The sequence below is a fragment of the Arcanobacterium bovis genome (assembly GCF_004331995.1).
GTDB lineage: Bacteria > Actinomycetota > Actinomycetes > Actinomycetales > Actinomycetaceae > Arcanobacterium_A > Arcanobacterium_A bovis.
This window is the reverse complement of the sequence record NZ_SJDT01000003.1, coordinates 154389-171183: the sequence shown is the minus strand read 5'-3', so window position 1 is coordinate 171183 and position 16795 is coordinate 154389. Positions and strand designations below refer to the sequence as shown.

Genomic DNA, 16795 nt, shown 5'->3' with positions numbered 1-16795 from the left:
AGTATGAAATCATGGTTGATAGATATGGATGGAGTCCTCGTTCACGAGGGCAAGGCAATCCCTGGCGCTGCTGATTTTCTCGCGCGCCTCCAAGAAAAAGAAATCCCTTACTTAATCCTCACAAACAACTCAATCTTCACGGGTCGTGATCTTGCGGCACGTCTTGAGGCATCTGGATTAGAAGTTCCAGAGAACCGTATTTGGACTTCTGCTTTGGCTACGGCCCGTTTCCTTGCGCAGCAGACGGAAACTCGCCGTGCTTATGTGGTGGGCGAAGCCGGTCTCACCACAGCCTTATATGAAGAAGGATTTATTATGACGACGGCGGATCCAGAGTTCGTCGTATTGGGTGAGACACGCACCTATTCCTTTGATGCCATCACGCAGGCAATTCGTTTGATTCAAAAAGGCGCACGTTTTATTGCTACGAACCCAGATAACTCGGGTCCATCTGAGCATGGAGATATCCCCGCAACTGGTGCAGTGGCAGCGCTTATTGAAAAGGCTACGGGCCGTTCGCCATTCTTTGTTGGCAAGCCGAATCCGGTGATGTTGCGCAATGGTCTGAATAAGATTGGCGCACATTCGGAAGAAACTTCCATTGTGGGAGATCGTATGGATACAGATGTGCTTGCCGGTGTAGAGACTGGTCTTGACACTCACTTAGTGCTCACTGGTTCCACGCGACGCGAGGATATTGAGAAGTATCCATTCCGCCCGCACTATGTGCATAACTCTATTGCTGACGTGGTAGATCTCGTATAACACTACTCGTATAGCGGTTGCCGCTAACAGCGAAATGAACCCGTGGAAGGGTGAAAATATGTACATCCTTCCACGGGTTCGTCACATATGTATCAGTTGTGCGATATTATGAACCTTTCATTACTATTTGCTTGCAAATTGGTTTTTCGGACTGATGTAACAAGCATTTCCGCCTAATGAAGGGGTTATATGGATACCGATGGTACTGAAGCAAAAGCCGTGAACTCGCGCGTAAACGATTCCCAGAACGCAATCGCAGGGAATGAACCGCACTCCAACAACGGGCGCACATTCTTCGGTCAACCGTGGGGTCTAGCAAACCTTTTCGGCGTCGAAATGTGGGAGCGTTTCAGTTTCTACGGAATGCAAGGCATCCTTCTTTATTACATGTACTACGCCGTCACCGACGGTGGCCTTGGTATCGATCGCGGCGCTGCGACGTCGGTAATGGGAGCGTACGGCGGTCTCGTCTACATGGCCGCTCTCGTCGCCTCGCTTGTGGCTGACCGTCTCCTCGGCTCTGAACGCACGTTGTTTTACTCGGCAATTCTGGTAATGGTTGGACACATCTCCTTGGCGGTAATACCTAGTGTGCCTGGACTAGCTCTCGGACTCACCTGCATCGCCGTCGGTTCCGGCGGTGTAAAAACGAATGCTCAGGTAGTGCTGGGGCAATTATACGAACGCACCGACCCTCGTCGTGACGCAGGCTTCTCGATTTTCTATATGGGCGTCAATATTGGAGCTCTTTTTGGTCCGCTCCTCACCGGATGGATTTGGGGAATGAAGGGCTTTCATTGGGGATTTGGACTCGCGGCAATCGGTATGGCTGCAGGCCTGATCCAGTACATGCTCATGCGTAATACCACGATTGGTGCGGCTGGTCATGAGATTCCAAATCCGCTTCCACGTTCGCAGTACGTTCGGTGGGGTGCAATTGCGCTCGCGACGGCGGGCGGCGCCGTCGTCCTCATTGGAACCGGAATCATTCCGCTCGAGTACCTTGCGGTGTTAGTTTCAGCGCTCGCACTGGTGGCTGCGGTAGTGATGTGGTTGCATATGTATCGTTCGCCATTGACGACGACGGACGAAAAGTCGCGTTTGATCGGTTTCGTGCCGCTATTTATGTCGGCGGTAGTATTTTTCGGGATATTTCAGCAGCAGTTTACGGTTTTGGCGATTTATTCCGACGTGCGGCTCAACAGGAATATACTTGGGTTTGAAGTGTCGCCAGCTTGGGTGCAGGCGATTAACCCACTGTTCATCATCGTATTCGCGGGTGTTTTTGCCTCGATATGGACGAAGCTGGGCGAACGGCAATGGTCTACCCCTATCAAATTTGCAATAGCTAATATCGTGATTGGAATTTCCTTATTCTTCTTTATCCCGTTCTCTGGAGGTGCGGAAAATTCCACGCCATTATTGGCAATCGTGTGGATTCTGTTCCTGTTCACGCTCGGTGAGTTGCTGTTGAGTCCGGTTGGAAATGCCCTTGCTACGAAGGTGGCTCCCAAGGCATTTCCCTCGACGATGATGGCGGTGTGGCTCATGGCAATCGCGATGGGTACATCGCTGGCTGGAACGCTCGCCGGATATTACCATCCGGAGGATATCCGGGCAGAAAATACCTTCTTTATTGTGTTAGGAAGTGCCTCTATCGTTCTCGGATTGATGCTTCTTGTTGCTCATAAATGGATTGAAAAAAGGTTTGTTGACGTGCGTTGAGTGTGTGCATGATCTACACGAACGTTATCTATTTGCGCACAAAACGGTATGGCTTTAATTCTGCTGTTGTGAAACATGATGAGTCTTGATTTGATGTAGCTATGTACGCAAATAAGAAGCGAGCGAAAGACACAGTGCTATTTGAGGTCCGATCCACCGAGGCCTCAAGCAAGAACAATATCGGAGTGTTGGTAGCACATGTCTAAGCCTCGCACTCGCCGCTTGCGTGACTTCGTCGCTCTATTTTGGATGCTTTGTGCCGTCTTTGTGGTGTTCGGGCGTTCAATATTTCCTGGATATGAATGGCTTGCCATCCATATGATTTTATTGGGTGCAGTGAGTCATTCTGTGCTGGTATGGTCAGAATATTTTGCCCATACGTTGCTCAAATCGCCGCCTACTCAGCGAGAAAATAAATGGCAAGATGCGCGAATCCTCGCCTTTGCAGCTGGAGCGTTGGCGGTATTTATTGGCTATCTGGCGAAAATATGGATCTGCGTACTAGTCGGCGCTGTTCTCGTTGTGATTGCTGTTATATGGCATGTTGTCCATCTGGAACGAAAAATAAGAACGTCGTTGCCGGGACGTTTCTTAATAGTGGTGCGTTACTACGAAATCTCTGGGATTCTATTGCCGATTGGAGCTACCTTTGGCGCGCTTTTAGCTTGGGGTGTGAGTGACGAGTGGCGAGGTCGATTGCTTATTGCTCATATTTCAGTGAATCTCTTGGGCTGGGTGGGCTTTACGGTGATTGGTACGCTCATCACGCTTTGGCCCACGTTATTGCGTACGCGAATGCACGATTCAGCTCAAAAATGGGCTAAGCAGGCGTTAGCCCCGTTGTGTTGCGGTCTTTTTGTAATTGTTTGTGGGGCATTGAGTGGTTACCGACTGATCACAGCAATGGGCTTAGTTGTTTATCTGGTAGGACTACTGTGGTGGGGGCGTAGCCTTATCTCTCCCATGCGGGCAAAAGGAATCCGCGAGTATGCACCTGCTGCGGTGGCTTGCGCAGCGCTGTGGGCGCTACTTGGCCTCGGCGTCGTCGGTTGGGCACTCGTTACATCTCCTAGCTGGGGTGATGTAACGCAATACTTGCCTTTTATTGGTGTGCTTTTTGCTGCTGGGTTCGGAATCCAGATTCTCATTGGCGCACTGAGCTATCTCATTCCGAGCTTGATCGGGCAGGGGCCGGCAACAGTGCGAGCTGTGCAAGCCCGGATGAATTTTGCCGCTACTTTTAGGCTTGTTACCCCGAACGTGGCATTGCTGCTGTGGATTTTCCCAACGGAAGACGGCGTGCGCGCGGCGCTCATGGCACTCACAGTACTAGTCTATGCAGCTTTTATTCCCGTTATGATGTCGGCGATATTCACTGGACTTCGAGTACGGCGCGAATCTGGCGAAAATAGAGCATTCTTCGTCGATCCTGATCCGCACCGGCGGCAAAACCTGCTCCAAGGAAATAAAAGTTCTGTTGGAAGTGGATCGAAAGAACGTCACGGACAGGTGGCAAAATAATATGGAACCAATGAATACGCCGCATAACGCTGAGAATAGCTTCGCACATGGCACTAGCGCACAAAGTGATGAAAAGGTTGCCACATCGCGAAACGAGCAAAAGAAGCCATCCATTCCCAGCGTATGGACGCAGACAGGTGCGATGTGGGCTACTCTTGCGATACTGTGTGCTGTGGTGTTTGGCTTAGTTTTCGAAACAACACCGCGTGCATCTGTAAATCTTGCAACGCCCAGCAGCGGGGAATCACAAAATGCGAATATACTTCCTACCGGCGAAACCACCGAAGTAGAAGTTCAGGCCCGTGCGGATATGACGTTCTCACCGAACCGGATTGAAGTTCCAGCTGGTAATGAGCTTATCGTAACTTTGGTAAACACGGATCCGGTATCGGGCCATGATCTCGTTATTGGTGATTCAGCCACACCTAGAGTGCAACCAGGAAAATCTGCGCAGCTAAATGCTGGGGTGATGCGTGAATCAACGATGGGACATTGCTCGGTAGCCGGTCACGAACAAATGGGAATGACGCTCGAAATTGTGGTGACCAGTGCGTCGTCGGCAAAGAATGAAAGCATGGGGGATAGCCACGATCATTCCTCGACAGCGAATAGTGCCAGCGGCGCTCATCATGCGATGCCTGTTAATATTGCCGATGTCTCTGGGGCGAAGTTAAGCCATCATATTGACCCGATGCTCAAACCACTTGAGCCTAATACTGGATCACAGACGCGCAAAGTCACTCTTCGCGTCCAAGAAGTCAATCTGGAAGTCTCGCCTGGCTTGTACCAGCGCCGTTGGACGTTTAATGGAGAATCGGTAGCGCCCACGCTACATGGAAGAGTTGGGGACACTTTCGTTGTGACGCTCATCAACGATGGTTCGATGGGCCATTCGATTGATTTTCATGCTGGCGCTGTGGCACCTGACCAGCCAATGCGAACCATTAAGCCTGGTGAATCGCTCGAATATGTGTTCAAAGCAGAGCGGGCTGGCATTTGGATGTATCATTGCTCGACGATGCCGATGTCAACACATATTGCGGCAGGTATGCACGGTGCTGTGGTGATTGAGCCGCCAGACCTTGAGCCGGTAGATGCGTCGTACGTGTTGGTACAGTCCGAGGTATATTTGGCCAATGCGGCGCATAACGCCGAGTCAGCGAAAGAGCTGGATGCACAAAAGATTCTTGCCGGTACACCCGATCGCGTGGTGTTTAATGGCATTTCTGACCAATATCTACAGTATCCGATCCAAGTAAAACCGAATCAACGAGTAAGATTCTGGGTGCTTAATGCCGGACCAGATCAGAATCTCGCTTTTCACGTGGTTGGTGGGCAATTCGACACTACCTGGACCGAGGGTGCATATCTGATCCATCGAGGCGTAGCGAGTAGCGTGGGATCAGTGCCGGCTCTGCACGATGTCGGAGCACAAGTGCTGCCGCTACAACCAGCTCAAGGAGGATTCGTTGAACTGACATTTGCGCAGACGGGTCACTATAAGGCAGTGAATCACGTGATGTCGGTAGCCGAACGCGGTGCGCGGGTGACGATTGAGGTACAGGATTGACGCTTGGCTGTGTTTCCTCCCACAGGTAATTCTTCTTGCTGAACCGCACGATCCTAGTTTTCCCTTGTAAATCGCTTATTTTGGATGATTGAAGTGCCATTTTGCAGTTTCACAATATGTGTGGGTGCTCGGCGCATAAAAATCTTGTGCTATAAATATGACGGCTTGACGGGCTGCTCACACATTTTCCTGCATGAGCAATGTTAAAGGGATCTTATGAAAACGAAATTAAATGCTGGTGAACTCGCACTAGTTTCCAGCACATTATTCGGCTTGTTTTTCGGAGCTGGAAACCTTATTTTCCCAGTTCATCTTGGGCAACTTGCCGGAGCGAACGCATTTTGGGCGCTACTTGGCTTCATCGTGAGCGCTGTTGGCTTGCCCATCCTCGGCGTCGTGGTGATTGGCGCTACCCATTCAAGTGGCCTGCAAGAACTTTCCTCTCGTATCAGTCCACGTTATGCAAAAATCTTCACCGCTTTGCTCTATCTGACCATTGGTCCGTTTTTTGCAATTCCGCGCACAGCAACAACCTCCTTCGCAATTGGTGTGGAACCGCTGGTGAGCGAGGCATCTGCCAAGAGCGTAGCGCTATTAGTTTTCACTGCGGTATTTTTTGCCGCGGCGCTGTTCTTTTCGTTGCGCCCGTCTGGAATCGTCACCTGGATCGGAAAGATTCTGAATCCAATTTTCCTTGTTTTCCTTGCGATTCTTGTGGTGGCGGCACTGTGGAATCCTGCGACGTCGGTGGCGAACGTAACCCCGGACGCCACGTACCAATCCGGCGTCTTCTTCAAGGGACTTCTCGATGGCTACAATACGATGGATGGAATTGCGTCTCTCGCTTTCGGAATCGTAATCATCAACGTGATCACTTCGGCTGGCATTACAGACGAGCGTGCTATTGCTCGCTCCACGCTCAAGGCCGGAGTTTTTGCAGGACTCTTGATGGCATTCATCTACGTACTTATCACTATCGTCGGTGTACAAAGCCGCGGACTTTTCGAGACGTCAGAGAATGGTGGAATCGCCCTCGCGCAGATTTCAAGCCACTACCTAGGTAATGCGGGCGCGCTGGTGCTGGCACTGACGATCACTTTTGCCTGTTTTAAGACAGCGATTGGCCTGATTACGGCATGTGGTCAAGCTTTTGAGCCGCTTTTGAAAGGCAAGATTAGCTACAACACCTTGGTGACCATTTTCTCGGTGTTCTCATTCTTGATGGCAAATGTAGGGCTCACTGCGCTCATCGCCTATGCCATTCCGATGTTGATGCTGCTCTATCCCTTGGCAATTTCGCTAATTCTTCTAGCATTAGTGGATGTCTACGTATCCGTGCCGCGTATTGTGTACGTCTGCGTGACTCTTGGCGCAGCTATTGGTGCTATCTTCGACTTCATCAAGACCTTGCCATGGGGGATTGATGTGAGCTGGGCGGGAAGTTTCCTGCCGATGTTCGATCTTGGTTTGGGATGGATTGTTCCAGCAGGTATTGGAGCCGTGATCGGTGCGGTATTGTTCGCACTGAATGGTTCAAAGCGCGTGCATGCGTAACATGCATAATGCTCAAGGGAGCACTTCAGTTTGGTGGAGTTGGCAATGATGCGACGCTCAATCAAGTGTATGTGCCAGCTGATGGAGTGTATGAACTCTCGCTCGAATATCGCAGTGGCGAACCGCGTTCGGTGACCGGTTATGTAAACGACAATCAAACGGTTGTGCTGAGTAAGTTGAGCACGGGGAGTTCTAGTGGATTTGCCACTGAGAAGTGTGGAGCGCTGTTGAAGCAGGGATGGAATACGGTTCGTTTTCTCACGACGGCGGTCCGGCACCTGATCTTGGCACGCCCACGGTTTGAGTTGCGCCGTAGGGAGAGTTGCGCTTGATCCTTGCGTCTTGGAGTGACGACGGCGTACTGGCCAGATGTGTCCAGGCGGTGTCGCGTGTTGCTGTGCGGCGTCGTCGCCACCGAGGCGTGAATCAATAAGCTAAGATGAAAAATTGTATTTATTTATAGAGGTTGTAAAACTGCTGTAAATGTAGCCGTATTTGATAAGTAATTGCTTGCAAATTTTATAGACGTGACATAGTGAAGTGGTGTCAAATTAAATTACTTCTCAAAACTAGTCTGATGTCTGACAATTTTTTGTTATCCTAGTGATTAAGAATTTTGCTAAGCCAAAGGGGGAAATATGCAAATTCTTCGCCACTTCAAGGAAGAAGAGTCTTTCAAGAAAGACAAAAATTATTCAATTCGCACACGTCGATTCCGTCGAAGCGGAGCGATGGTTACTGCAGTTTTGTTTGCCATGACTCCGGCGGTAGCTGCCCAGGGTGCAGACGATACTGCACATAACGGTGCTGCTGAGAGTACCGGCGTCGCACGTGCTGAACAGACTGCGCCAGCCGCGGCGACGTCTGCGGAGCAACAGTATTTGCGAGTTGAGCTCACACGCAGTGATTCGCTGGGGGACAAGGTATTTGTGGGGGATACGCTCACATATCGCGTTCGCTACACAAATTTGTCAACGCAACCACTTACTGCATATCCTGCAGAAACGAATCTGAGCAATGTACGAGTAGGTGACGCAAAAAATTGTCGTTGGAGCGATCTTGCTGCAGGGGTTACGAAAGAATGCAATTTTGCCCAGCATCGCGTAACTACTGAAGACCTAAATCAAGGATCGTTCTCGGCATATTCCGTTTGGAAAGCCACTAAAGACCGTGATGGCAAACAGATTCTCCAAGACAATATTCGGGTTGAGGCTTCTGTGGTCAAGGTGGTGTCCGGCGAACGTCCAGTTGCTCCTGATCCAGCCACGATCCCCACAGTTCGCAAAGAAGGCGAAACGGTAGTGCTGGGCACGCATAAATCTGCTGGTTTCAATTGTCATCGTATTCCGGCTATCACGATGGCTCCGAATGGTTGGTTGTTGGCTGCATGGGACGGACGTCCGAACGATTGTGCTGATGCCCCGCAAGCCAACTCGATTATTCAGCGTATTTCCAAAGACGGTGGAAAATCTTGGGAACCAATCAAGGTGATTGCTGCTGGTAAACAAGGTGGAAGCGATTATTATGGATATTCCGATCCATCGTATGTGGTAGATAGTGAAACTAATACAATCCATATGTTCTTCGTCAAGAGCTTTAATAAACGCTTCACTGAGTCACTACCGGGAACTGATCCTTCGGATCGTAATGTTTTACATGCTGCCACAATGTCTTCAACGGACAACGGTGTGACTTGGACAACCCCGCGTGTCATTACTAAAGACATAACAAAGGATTCCGCTATTGCCAGCCGTTTTGCGGCATCTGGCCAAGGAATCCAGCTTAAATATGGAACTCATAAAGGGCGTCTAATTCAGCAGTACACAGTTCGTAAGAATGGGAAGAACCAAGCTGTGTCTGTTTATTCGGACAATCACGGCGCAACGTGGCAGAGTGGTGAACCATTCGGCACCGACATGGATGAGAACAAGGTAGTGGAGCTTTCCAATGGCTCGGTAATGCTCAACTCGCGTTCTTCCGATTCTTTCACTAAGGCACGTAAGATTGGCATTTCGCATGATGGAGGCCACACATACGCCAATCTTCCCGGTGAGACTAGGAAAACCTCTGTTGATGACACTTTGATCGACCCGAACAATAATGGTGCGATTATTCGTGCATTCCCGAATGCGGAGCAAGGATCGCCAGAAGCGAAGATTCTGTTGTTCACCAATGCGGCATCAAAGACGGCACGTGAAAAAGGTACAGTGCGCATTAGTTACGATGATGGCAAGACTTGGTTGCAGTCGAAAGTATTCGAGCCTAACAGAATGGATTATTCGACGCTCACACCGCTGGCAAAGCCGGGCACCTACGGATTGCTCTTCGAAGGTCGTGACGGCACTGGTGGAGATGGCTACCAGATCAAGTACACCCAGATTTCACTTGATTGGATCGGCGGTCTACCGGTAATTGCGCAGGCTGAACCGGCCGTCGTTCATCGCGGGGCATCAGAGATCACGGTGCGTGTATCGAACCTTGGCTCAGCGGTCAAAGGAGCAAAAATCGTGCCAACCCTACCTAAAGGATGGTCGTTGACGCGCCCCGTTTCGGTTGATCTTGAAGCCGGAAAAACCGTAGATGTTAACGTACCGATTACGGTTGCGGCTAACGCAAATCCGGGCAAGGTTCAGATTCCTTTTGTGGTCAAAGCTGGAACTCGTGAATCTCAATTCACCGCCGAGCCTGAGGTGCGTCTCTACGTTGGCGAAAAAGGCATCGATTCTGTTCCAGTCAAGTTAGTTAGTGATCTACCTGCAGAAACAGTCAAAGAAAATGGAGCTTTTTCCAATATTCTCGATGGTAAACTCGACACCATTTGGCACACACCGTGGAGCAAGGCCATGAATTTTCCGCTCGATATCGACTTCACTCTTAAGAAGAGTCCGTCCGAGGTGCGTTCAGTACAGTTCATCAACCGGCAAGATTCAGAAAACGGCCGGATTGCTGAGTACGAACTCTATGTCGGCACGAGCAAAGATAACCTCATTAAGGTCGCTCACGGCACGGCAGAGAATTCTGGCGCTGAAGTCGATATTCCAGTAGACGTTGCCGCTGCGTTAGCCAAGCAATCTGAAGGTTCTGGTTCGGCAACTCCGTCCAAGCCAATGGCAATGCGACTCGGCACTGGAGCCGGTAAAACGTTCGGCAACGCTCGGGTAGTGCGGATGATGGATCTTCCTTCGCTCACGCCTGACGCATTAAATTCGAAAGAAACGTATGTGCGTTTGCGGATCATTTCAACTTATGGTCCCACACGCAGCACTCTTGCTTCGCTTTCAATTTTGAAAGCATTTGCAGACGTATATGGAACTGATCATCGCTTAGAAACAGCAGATCTCGCGTCGACGGCATTGGCAGCGACAGCTACCGCAGTGCCACCGACGCCGGTGCTTACGTTGGATCAAAAGAACTCCGTTAAGATGGGGACGGCGGCTGGCGATCCACAACTTGCCCGCACTGGCAGTGATCTGATTGCCCCTGTTTCGTGCTTTGTGTTGTTCCTGTGTGGAGGTGTAGCAACTCTCTTTGCGAACAAAAAAGGAAGGGGACGCAAAGTTAGAAGCGAGACCATCTAACGAAAGTTAGAAAACAGGTGTGGGGTGTTGGAACGCGGTAGCGTTCCAACACCCCACACCATATTAAGCACCGGCAAAAGCGGCGTTTGATCGTGCCATATTAGCGGATTGAGAACTCTGATGGCACTAAGCTGGCTAGCTCAAGGTTTTCTTGAGTTCAGAAATTGCCCGTGGCAAAGCTGCTGCGATTCGATCCACTTGCTCTGCTGTATGAGCTGCGGATACAAACCATGATTCAAATGCAGATGGCGGCAACATAATTCCCTCATCTAACATGGCATGGAAGAACGCGCGGTAAGCTGCCACATTTTGTCGTTGTGCCTGCTCATAATTGACCACGCCATGTTGGGCTGGCTCTTCGCCAAAGAACACGCTGAAAAGATTTGCCGCCCTATTGATCCTAAAAGGTATGCCTGCACTGTTCAGAGCCCCGCTTATTAAGTCAATAAGAGAATCTGCAGTTGCATCAATGTGACGATACGCCTGCTCATCTGCAAGCTTGAGAGTGGTCAAGCCTGCTGCGGTAGCGAGCGGGTTACCTGAGAGAGTACCCGCTTGATACACCGAACCAAGCGGAGCCAGATGTGCCATAACCTGTGCCGATCCTCCTAAAGCTGCGAGCGGCATGCCACCGCCCACCACTTTGCCAAAGGTGAAAATATCGGGCACGTAAGTTAGCCCTTCCAACTCGTTTGCTACCCATGTGCGGCGAGCTTGTGCATCTACCGTTGCGGCTTCAGGCAAGCCAAGCGTGCGATTACGTGCGCTCAAGCCGGTTTCGAAGCCCCAATAACCGGATCGTGAACACCTAAATCCAGTAAGCACTTCGTCCATAATCATCAAGGCTCCAGCGCGCTGAGTTTCTTGCCTGATCACGGTATTGAAATCGTCAACAGGTGGCACTACACCCATATTGGCAGGTGAGGCTTCAGTGATTACTGCCGCGATTTCAGAGCCACGCAAGGCAAAAGCTTCGCGCAAGGCAGCGGCGTCGTTATACGGAAGAACTATCGTATCGGCGGCTGTACCAGCTGTGACGCCGGCAGAACCCGGCAAGCCTTGGGTGGCGACGCCTGAACCAGCAGCGGCGAGCAATGCGTCAGAGTGTCCATGGTAGCAGCCAGCGAACTTGATAATGAGGTCGCGCCCCGTGACGCCGCGAGCCAAGCGGATCGCCGTCATTGTAGCTTCAGTGCCGGTGGACACCAGTCGAACTTGCTCAGCAGCCGGAACGCGCTCGGTGATCGCATTTGCCAGATCAGTCTCGCGATCAGTGGGCGCGCCGAAACTCAAGCCTTGAGCAGCCGTTTTTTGCACTGCCGCAATAACTTCTGGATGGGCATGTCCCAAGAGAGAAGGTCCCCAGGTGCACACCAAATCGACGTACTCACGCCCTTCATTGTCGCGCACATAAGGTCCGTAAGCAGCGGCAATAAAGCGTGGATCACCGCCAACCGAACCAAAGGCGCGAACAGGAGAATTTACTCCGCCAGGGATAGCGATATTTGCACGTTGAAAGGAATCGTGGGAACTCATCGTCGTCTTTCTAACTCGTATTCTAGGCTCGTTAACAGCTGATTTAGGCTCAGTTTGAGCAAAAGTTTCTAAGAGCGCCGAGCATATTCTAATGCCCAGTAGCTCAAAATCACATCTGCGCCCGCGCGGGCAATCGACACGAGTGATTCGTCGATGGCCGCCTCCCGATTGATCCAGCCATTGCGGGCAGCGGCTTCGATCATCGCATATTCGCCGCTCACTTGATACGCAGCAACTGGAATATCTACCACCTGAGCTACATCTGCAAGCACATCAAGATAGTGGCTCGCAGGCTTGACCATCACAATATCTGCTCCTTGCGCGGCGTCTAGGAGCGCCTCGCGCACTCCTTCTTTGCGATTGGCAGGATCTTGCTGGTAGGTTTTTCGATCGCCACATAACGTTGAAGCGACTGCCTCACGGAAAGGACCGAAGAAGGCTGAGGCGTATTTCGCCGAGTACGCCATAATCGACACATCAGTGAAGCCGTGTGTATCAAGCACGGTGCGGATATGTTCTACTTGTCCGTCCATCATTCCCGACGGACTTACCATATGTGCGCCTGCCTGGGCTTGCGCGAGTGCCATCCGCGCGTACAGATCAAGTGTTGCGTCGTTATCGACAATCCCTTGATTGTTGAGGACGCCGCAGTGTCCGTGGCTCGTGAACTCGTCTAAGCAGGTATCCGCACAGATCACAAGCTCGTCGCCGACTTCGGCCCGCACCGCCTCAATGGCGCGATTCAAGATGCCCGCTGGAGCCCAAGCTTGCGATCCAGCGGCGTCTTTATTGACTTGATCAGGCACTCCGAACAAGTCGATCCCGCCAACTCCGGCCTCAACAAGTTCGCAGGCAAGAGCCCGAATCGAATCGAGAGTGTGCTGAAACTGCCCAGGCATAGCAGTGATCTCGGTAGGATCGCCGTCTCCTTCACGCACAAATGCCGGATATATCAATTGCTGAGGTAGTACGTGCGTTTGGGCCACAAGTGCACGCATTGCTGCAGTAGTACGAAGACGGCGGGGACGATCTTTCATTTCTTCACTTCCTTTGTGTCGTGGCTGGTGTTATGGCTTGTACTGTTGCTGCTCGCGCGATTGTTATCGCTACTCACATTGCCGAGTGACGCAGAATTGGTATGGGATAATTTCGAAAAGTCTAGAATCTCGAACGCTCGCTTTAGCGCTTCATAGATGCCCAGCGCATCGGGCGAAGAAGCTACAGCCGCGAGCGATAATCCAGCGGCTTCGCAGTCTTGAGCAGTTTGCTCGCCGAGCGCAATAACTGGAGCAGTGGCGGACTGCTCATAATCAAATTTTGCCGAGTTGAGCTGGGCGTAAGCTCTAGCTGCTGAACCGGACGTCACCACCACCACATCGGCACCAATGTATTGCGGCGGTGACTCAGTGCGTGCGTATGGGCGGTACACTGGGGTTTCGATTACGTTGTATCCGGCAATCTGTAAACCGTGTGCGAGAGTGCGCTTGCTCGCTTGAGAACCTGGCAACCACACAGCGTGCTCCATTGCAGATGCTTCTGGTGCTGTTGTTGAACACAAGAAAACATCAAGGAGGCTGCGTGCATTGTGTGCGCTTGGAATACTGAGCTCAATCCCGAGTTTACACAGTTCCATTTCGGTACGTTGACCGACGCAGGCAAAACGAGTTCCGTGCTCAGCAGCACGCACAAGTGCCGACCTTTTATGGGCGGGCATTAGCTCAATTGTGCGGGCAGAAGTGATGAAAATCCAGCTCAATGGGGTGCTTGGGATGTCAAAATCGAGTGCTTCAAAGCTGGTTAGTCCAGCATGTAACACTGAAAAATCATTGCCAGTACTGGCACCGAAACTGGCGGTAGCAACGGCGTCGGTAGAAATGCCAGATCGTTTTTGTGCTCGCTGTGAGTGTTCGACCAAGAGCGGTCGTTCAGCCAGGAGCTGCTTAAGCTCCTTGGCTAAACGCCCCGAATCTTGAGTTAGAAGGATTTTCATTGCGCGATACTCTCACTCATGCACGGAAACATCAGCGCCATCGTCGTTCGGTCCACTGATCCCAGGGCGCCATAGAGATTCGGCATCGTGGGCGCCATCCATCCCACGCGGCTTGCTCGCTTGTAAATCAGTGACGTCGCCGGCGCCTTTCTTGCGCAGCAGCTTTGCGGCCTCCAAACCACATTCGCGTGCATAGTGGTCCGATTCTGCGATAGAAGAATCGACCGAAACTGTTGCCATATCGCACGAGAGCGTCACGCACACCTGAGCACCGCCGTCGGGAGAAAACACTGCTGCCGTGAGTGAAGAATCGTGGTAGCGAACTGCTACCGGAGCAGCGCATCCAGCCTGCAAGCCTTCCAAAACGGCGCGCTCAGCTACCGCAGCGAATCGCGATTGCGGATCGTTGAGCTCGCCCAAGGCGCGTGCCAAGTCGGAATGAGAATTCCACGGCGCATCAGCTTCTCGGCACTCAACTGCCAGGCGTCCCTGTGCAGCAGCGGGCAAAATAATGAGATGTTCAGTGATTGCACCTGTTTTACCGAGCCGGTCCAGACCGGCATAGGCGAGCACCACGGCGTCTAGATCCCCAGGCACCGTGCGTGACATTCCTTTGACGCGCGCCAAACGGGTGCCGATATTGCCACGAATATCGAGAAGTTGAAGGTCAGGGCGAATCGCGCGAATCTGTGCAGCTCTGCGGGGCGATCCGGTACCTACTGAGGCGCCAGCTGGAAGCGTGGCAAGGGTGAGCGAATCGCGAGCGCACAGCACATCATGGTTGGAAACTCCTGAGGGGACAGCGGCAATCGCAAGACCAGGTACCGGAGCTGTAGGTAGATCCTTGAAGCTGTGAACAGCAATATCGCACGATCCATCCAAAAGCGCGTGGCGTAGCGCGGCGGCAAAAACTCCGACTCCGCCAAGCTGCGAGAGTGAGCGCGCTGACTCGTCACCGTAGGTTTTTACGATGCGTAGCTCTACGTCAAATCCTTGTTCACGCAGGGATTGTGCCACCATTTCGGACTGGGTGCGGGCGAGTTCGCTCCCACGGGTACCTAAAAGAATTTTAGTCAATGTTTTCACCAATCTTGTATGCGTGCGGAATTACTGAGCCGAGTCCAGTGCCTGCAACCCATGCTCCCGTAACAGCCAAGCCCAGAACATCGTCAACACTGCGCAGGAAAGATTGCACATTCTTCTTGTGCTCAGGGCTGTGAGCGATTAACGACGGACCCCATTCGATTATTCTGCCTTCGATCAATGCATGACGCTTGATTGCGACGCCGAACAGCGCGCTCGCGTCCTGTAGGGCTTGGTCAATTGTTGGGCTCGGGGAAGGTTCGCCCGGACGTCCATACGATAGCCGCAATAGGTGTACGTGTTTGCCGCCATGTGCGCGAGCTAATTCTTGGGCAGCCCACGGCCATTTCATCGAGTAATGTGTGAGTGCCTTGACTGGCAGTGACGAGCCCGGCTTCACCAATACGCCCGAACCGAGCGGGGCTGGATCGAGACGTTCGTCATCGATAGCCAAAATAGCTGTTGAAATCGGGTCACTATGCGGGATCGTCCACTCGTAGTCAACGCCGGTTGGTGGCGTTGGAAGCACCGGAGCTACCAGCGCGCGGGCGTGAGGTCCGTCCAGCGCAACGACAAGCCGTTTTGCAAATACTACTTCTTCGGTACCAGGGCAAGGCTGGGGATTCTTTTTGTCGCCGTCACTGCGGGCAAGGAGGATTCCGAAAGGCGCGGGGGAGTCCGAAGCAGAAGGTGAGGAGGATCCCGTAGAGCTGCTCACAGGGGTGCTCGTTTGGGAGCTAGCAGCTGAATCATCGTACATAAGATCAATTGCCATGTGCCCGGTGACGATTGACGTACCCATTGCCTGGAGTTGCGCCGACAAAGCATCCACGAGTGCATTGATCCCGCCAACGGGCTGGACGATACTAGCTTGTTCCTCACCACGCTGTGAATGTACTGCCTTGATGAGTGAGCCTTCGTGAAGTAACGCCTCACGTAAACCAGGCGCCACCGCATCAAGGTCAAGTTTCTCAGGGGAAATACCATGAATTGCACCAGCCACCGGCTCTACCATTTTAGTGAGCACTGCCTGACCTAGGCGCACCCGCACTAGCTCAGCCAAGGTATGCGCTTGACTACCGTAACTAGAAACTGTGGAATCAAGTTTGCGTGCCGTATCAAGTTCTTCTGCGCTAAGCACCGTGAATGCTGGATCGTCCCAACTGCTCGGAATACCCCAGATACCGTGGGCGATAGGTGAGGCGACGCCGTCGTCCCACACCCAAGAACTCCCATGTGGATAGCGAACTTCGACTCCAAGTTCGGCGCAGAGCTCAAGAATTTTTGTTGAGCGCAGCGTGAAGGATTCCGCACCCAAATCAATCCTGACACCAGCAATGCTCCCACCTGCGGCAAGACCACCGAGACTCATCCGAGCTTCGATCACTGTGGAGAGAATACCGCGCTTTGCCAGAGCATATGCCGTGGTGAGACCAGCTATCCCACCGCCAAGAATGACTGTTTCGTGCATTG

The 16795-nt window shown here is 52.0% G+C and carries 12 protein-coding genes; 7 read left to right on the top strand and 5 right to left on the bottom strand.

The annotated features are described in order from the left end of the window. Positions 1 to 3: 3 nt before the first annotated feature. The 7 genes from EZJ44_RS04580 (at position 4) to EZJ44_RS04550 (ending at position 10713) form a co-directional block, all read left to right on the top strand. Positions 4 to 765 carry an HAD-IIA family hydrolase gene (locus EZJ44_RS04580; RefSeq protein WP_131280682.1) on the top strand — a complete coding sequence of 254 codons (762 nt, stop codon included), beginning with the start codon at positions 4 to 6 and terminating at the stop codon, positions 763 to 765. 189 nt (positions 766 to 954) lie between these two features. Continuing rightward, entirely contained in the window at positions 955 to 2490 is a 1536-nt protein-coding gene (locus EZJ44_RS04575; RefSeq protein WP_131280680.1) for a peptide MFS transporter, read from the top strand. Between the two features lie 198 nt (positions 2491 to 2688). Further along, entirely contained in the window at positions 2689 to 4011 is a 1323-nt protein-coding gene (locus EZJ44_RS04570; RefSeq protein WP_131280678.1) for a hypothetical protein, read from the top strand. Position 4012: 1 nt separating this feature from the next. Continuing rightward, positions 4013 to 5581, top strand: a complete 1569-nt coding sequence (locus EZJ44_RS04565; protein WP_131280676.1) for a multicopper oxidase domain-containing protein — start codon at positions 4013 to 4015, stop codon at positions 5579 to 5581. Between the two features lie 216 nt (positions 5582 to 5797). After that, a complete protein-coding gene (gene brnQ / locus EZJ44_RS04560) occupies positions 5798 to 7135 on the top strand; it encodes a branched-chain amino acid transport system II carrier protein (protein WP_131280674.1) in 1338 nt (445 codons plus the stop codon). 8 nt (positions 7136 to 7143) lie between these two features. Continuing rightward, entirely contained in the window at positions 7144 to 7467 is a 324-nt protein-coding gene (locus EZJ44_RS04555) for a carbohydrate-binding protein (RefSeq protein WP_131280671.1), read from the top strand. Positions 7468 to 7773: 306 nt separating this feature from the next. Beyond that, on the top strand, positions 7774 to 10713 hold the full coding sequence (locus tag EZJ44_RS04550) for an exo-alpha-sialidase (RefSeq protein ID WP_131280668.1): 2940 nt from the start codon (positions 7774 to 7776) through the stop codon (positions 10711 to 10713). A gap of 135 nt (positions 10714 to 10848) precedes the next feature. Here EZJ44_RS04550 and hemL read toward each other — a convergent pair whose 3' ends face one another. The 5 genes from hemL to EZJ44_RS04525 all read right to left on the bottom strand — a co-directional run bounded on the left by hemL (position 10849) and on the right by EZJ44_RS04525 (position 16793). Beyond that, a complete protein-coding gene (gene hemL / locus EZJ44_RS04545; RefSeq protein WP_131280665.1) occupies positions 10849 to 12249 on the bottom strand; it encodes a glutamate-1-semialdehyde 2,1-aminomutase in 1401 nt (466 codons plus the stop codon). A 68-nt stretch (positions 12250 to 12317) separates the two neighbouring features. Continuing rightward, complete coding sequence (gene hemB / locus EZJ44_RS04540) at positions 12318 to 13286, bottom strand: porphobilinogen synthase (RefSeq protein WP_131280662.1); 969 nt, start codon at positions 13284 to 13286, stop codon at positions 12318 to 12320. Next, positions 13283 to 14239: a uroporphyrinogen-III synthase gene (locus EZJ44_RS04535; RefSeq protein ID WP_131280659.1), complete on the bottom strand. Its 957-nt coding sequence runs from the start codon at positions 14237 to 14239 to the stop codon at positions 13283 to 13285. The genes hemB and EZJ44_RS04535 overlap by 4 nt, the downstream gene beginning before the upstream one ends. A 12-nt stretch (positions 14240 to 14251) precedes the next feature. Beyond that, on the bottom strand, positions 14252 to 15325 hold the full coding sequence (gene hemC / locus EZJ44_RS04530) for a hydroxymethylbilane synthase (protein WP_131280657.1): 1074 nt from the start codon (positions 15323 to 15325) through the stop codon (positions 14252 to 14254). After that, complete coding sequence (locus EZJ44_RS04525) at positions 15309 to 16793, bottom strand: protoporphyrinogen/coproporphyrinogen oxidase (protein WP_131280655.1); 1485 nt, start codon at positions 16791 to 16793, stop codon at positions 15309 to 15311. The genes hemC and EZJ44_RS04525 overlap by 17 nt, the downstream gene beginning before the upstream one ends. Between the last annotated feature and the right edge of the window lie 2 nt (positions 16794 to 16795).

Coding starts and splice junctions, on each gene's coding strand:
- brnQ (WP_131280674.1), top strand. CDS start 5,798: ATGAAAACGAAATTAAATGCTGGTGAACTCGCACTAGTTTCCAGCACA.
- EZJ44_RS04535 (WP_131280659.1), bottom strand. CDS start 14,239: ATGAAAATCCTTCTAACTCAAGATTCGGGGCGTTTAGCCAAGGAGCTT.
- EZJ44_RS04580 (WP_131280682.1), top strand. CDS start 4: ATGAAATCATGGTTGATAGATATGGATGGAGTCCTCGTTCACGAGGGC.
- EZJ44_RS04575 (WP_131280680.1), top strand. CDS start 955: ATGGATACCGATGGTACTGAAGCAAAAGCCGTGAACTCGCGCGTAAAC.
- hemB (WP_131280662.1), bottom strand. CDS start 13,286: ATGAAAGATCGTCCCCGCCGTCTTCGTACTACTGCAGCAATGCGTGCA.
- hemL (WP_131280665.1), bottom strand. CDS start 12,249: ATGAGTTCCCACGATTCCTTTCAACGTGCAAATATCGCTATCCCTGGC.
- EZJ44_RS04555 (WP_131280671.1), top strand. CDS start 7,144: ATGCTCAAGGGAGCACTTCAGTTTGGTGGAGTTGGCAATGATGCGACG.
- EZJ44_RS04565 (WP_131280676.1), top strand. CDS start 4,013: ATGGAACCAATGAATACGCCGCATAACGCTGAGAATAGCTTCGCACAT.
- EZJ44_RS04525 (WP_131280655.1), bottom strand. CDS start 16,793: ATGCACGAAACAGTCATTCTTGGCGGTGGGATAGCTGGTCTCACCACG.
- EZJ44_RS04550 (WP_131280668.1), top strand. CDS start 7,774: ATGCAAATTCTTCGCCACTTCAAGGAAGAAGAGTCTTTCAAGAAAGAC.
- EZJ44_RS04570 (WP_131280678.1), top strand. CDS start 2,689: ATGTCTAAGCCTCGCACTCGCCGCTTGCGTGACTTCGTCGCTCTATTT.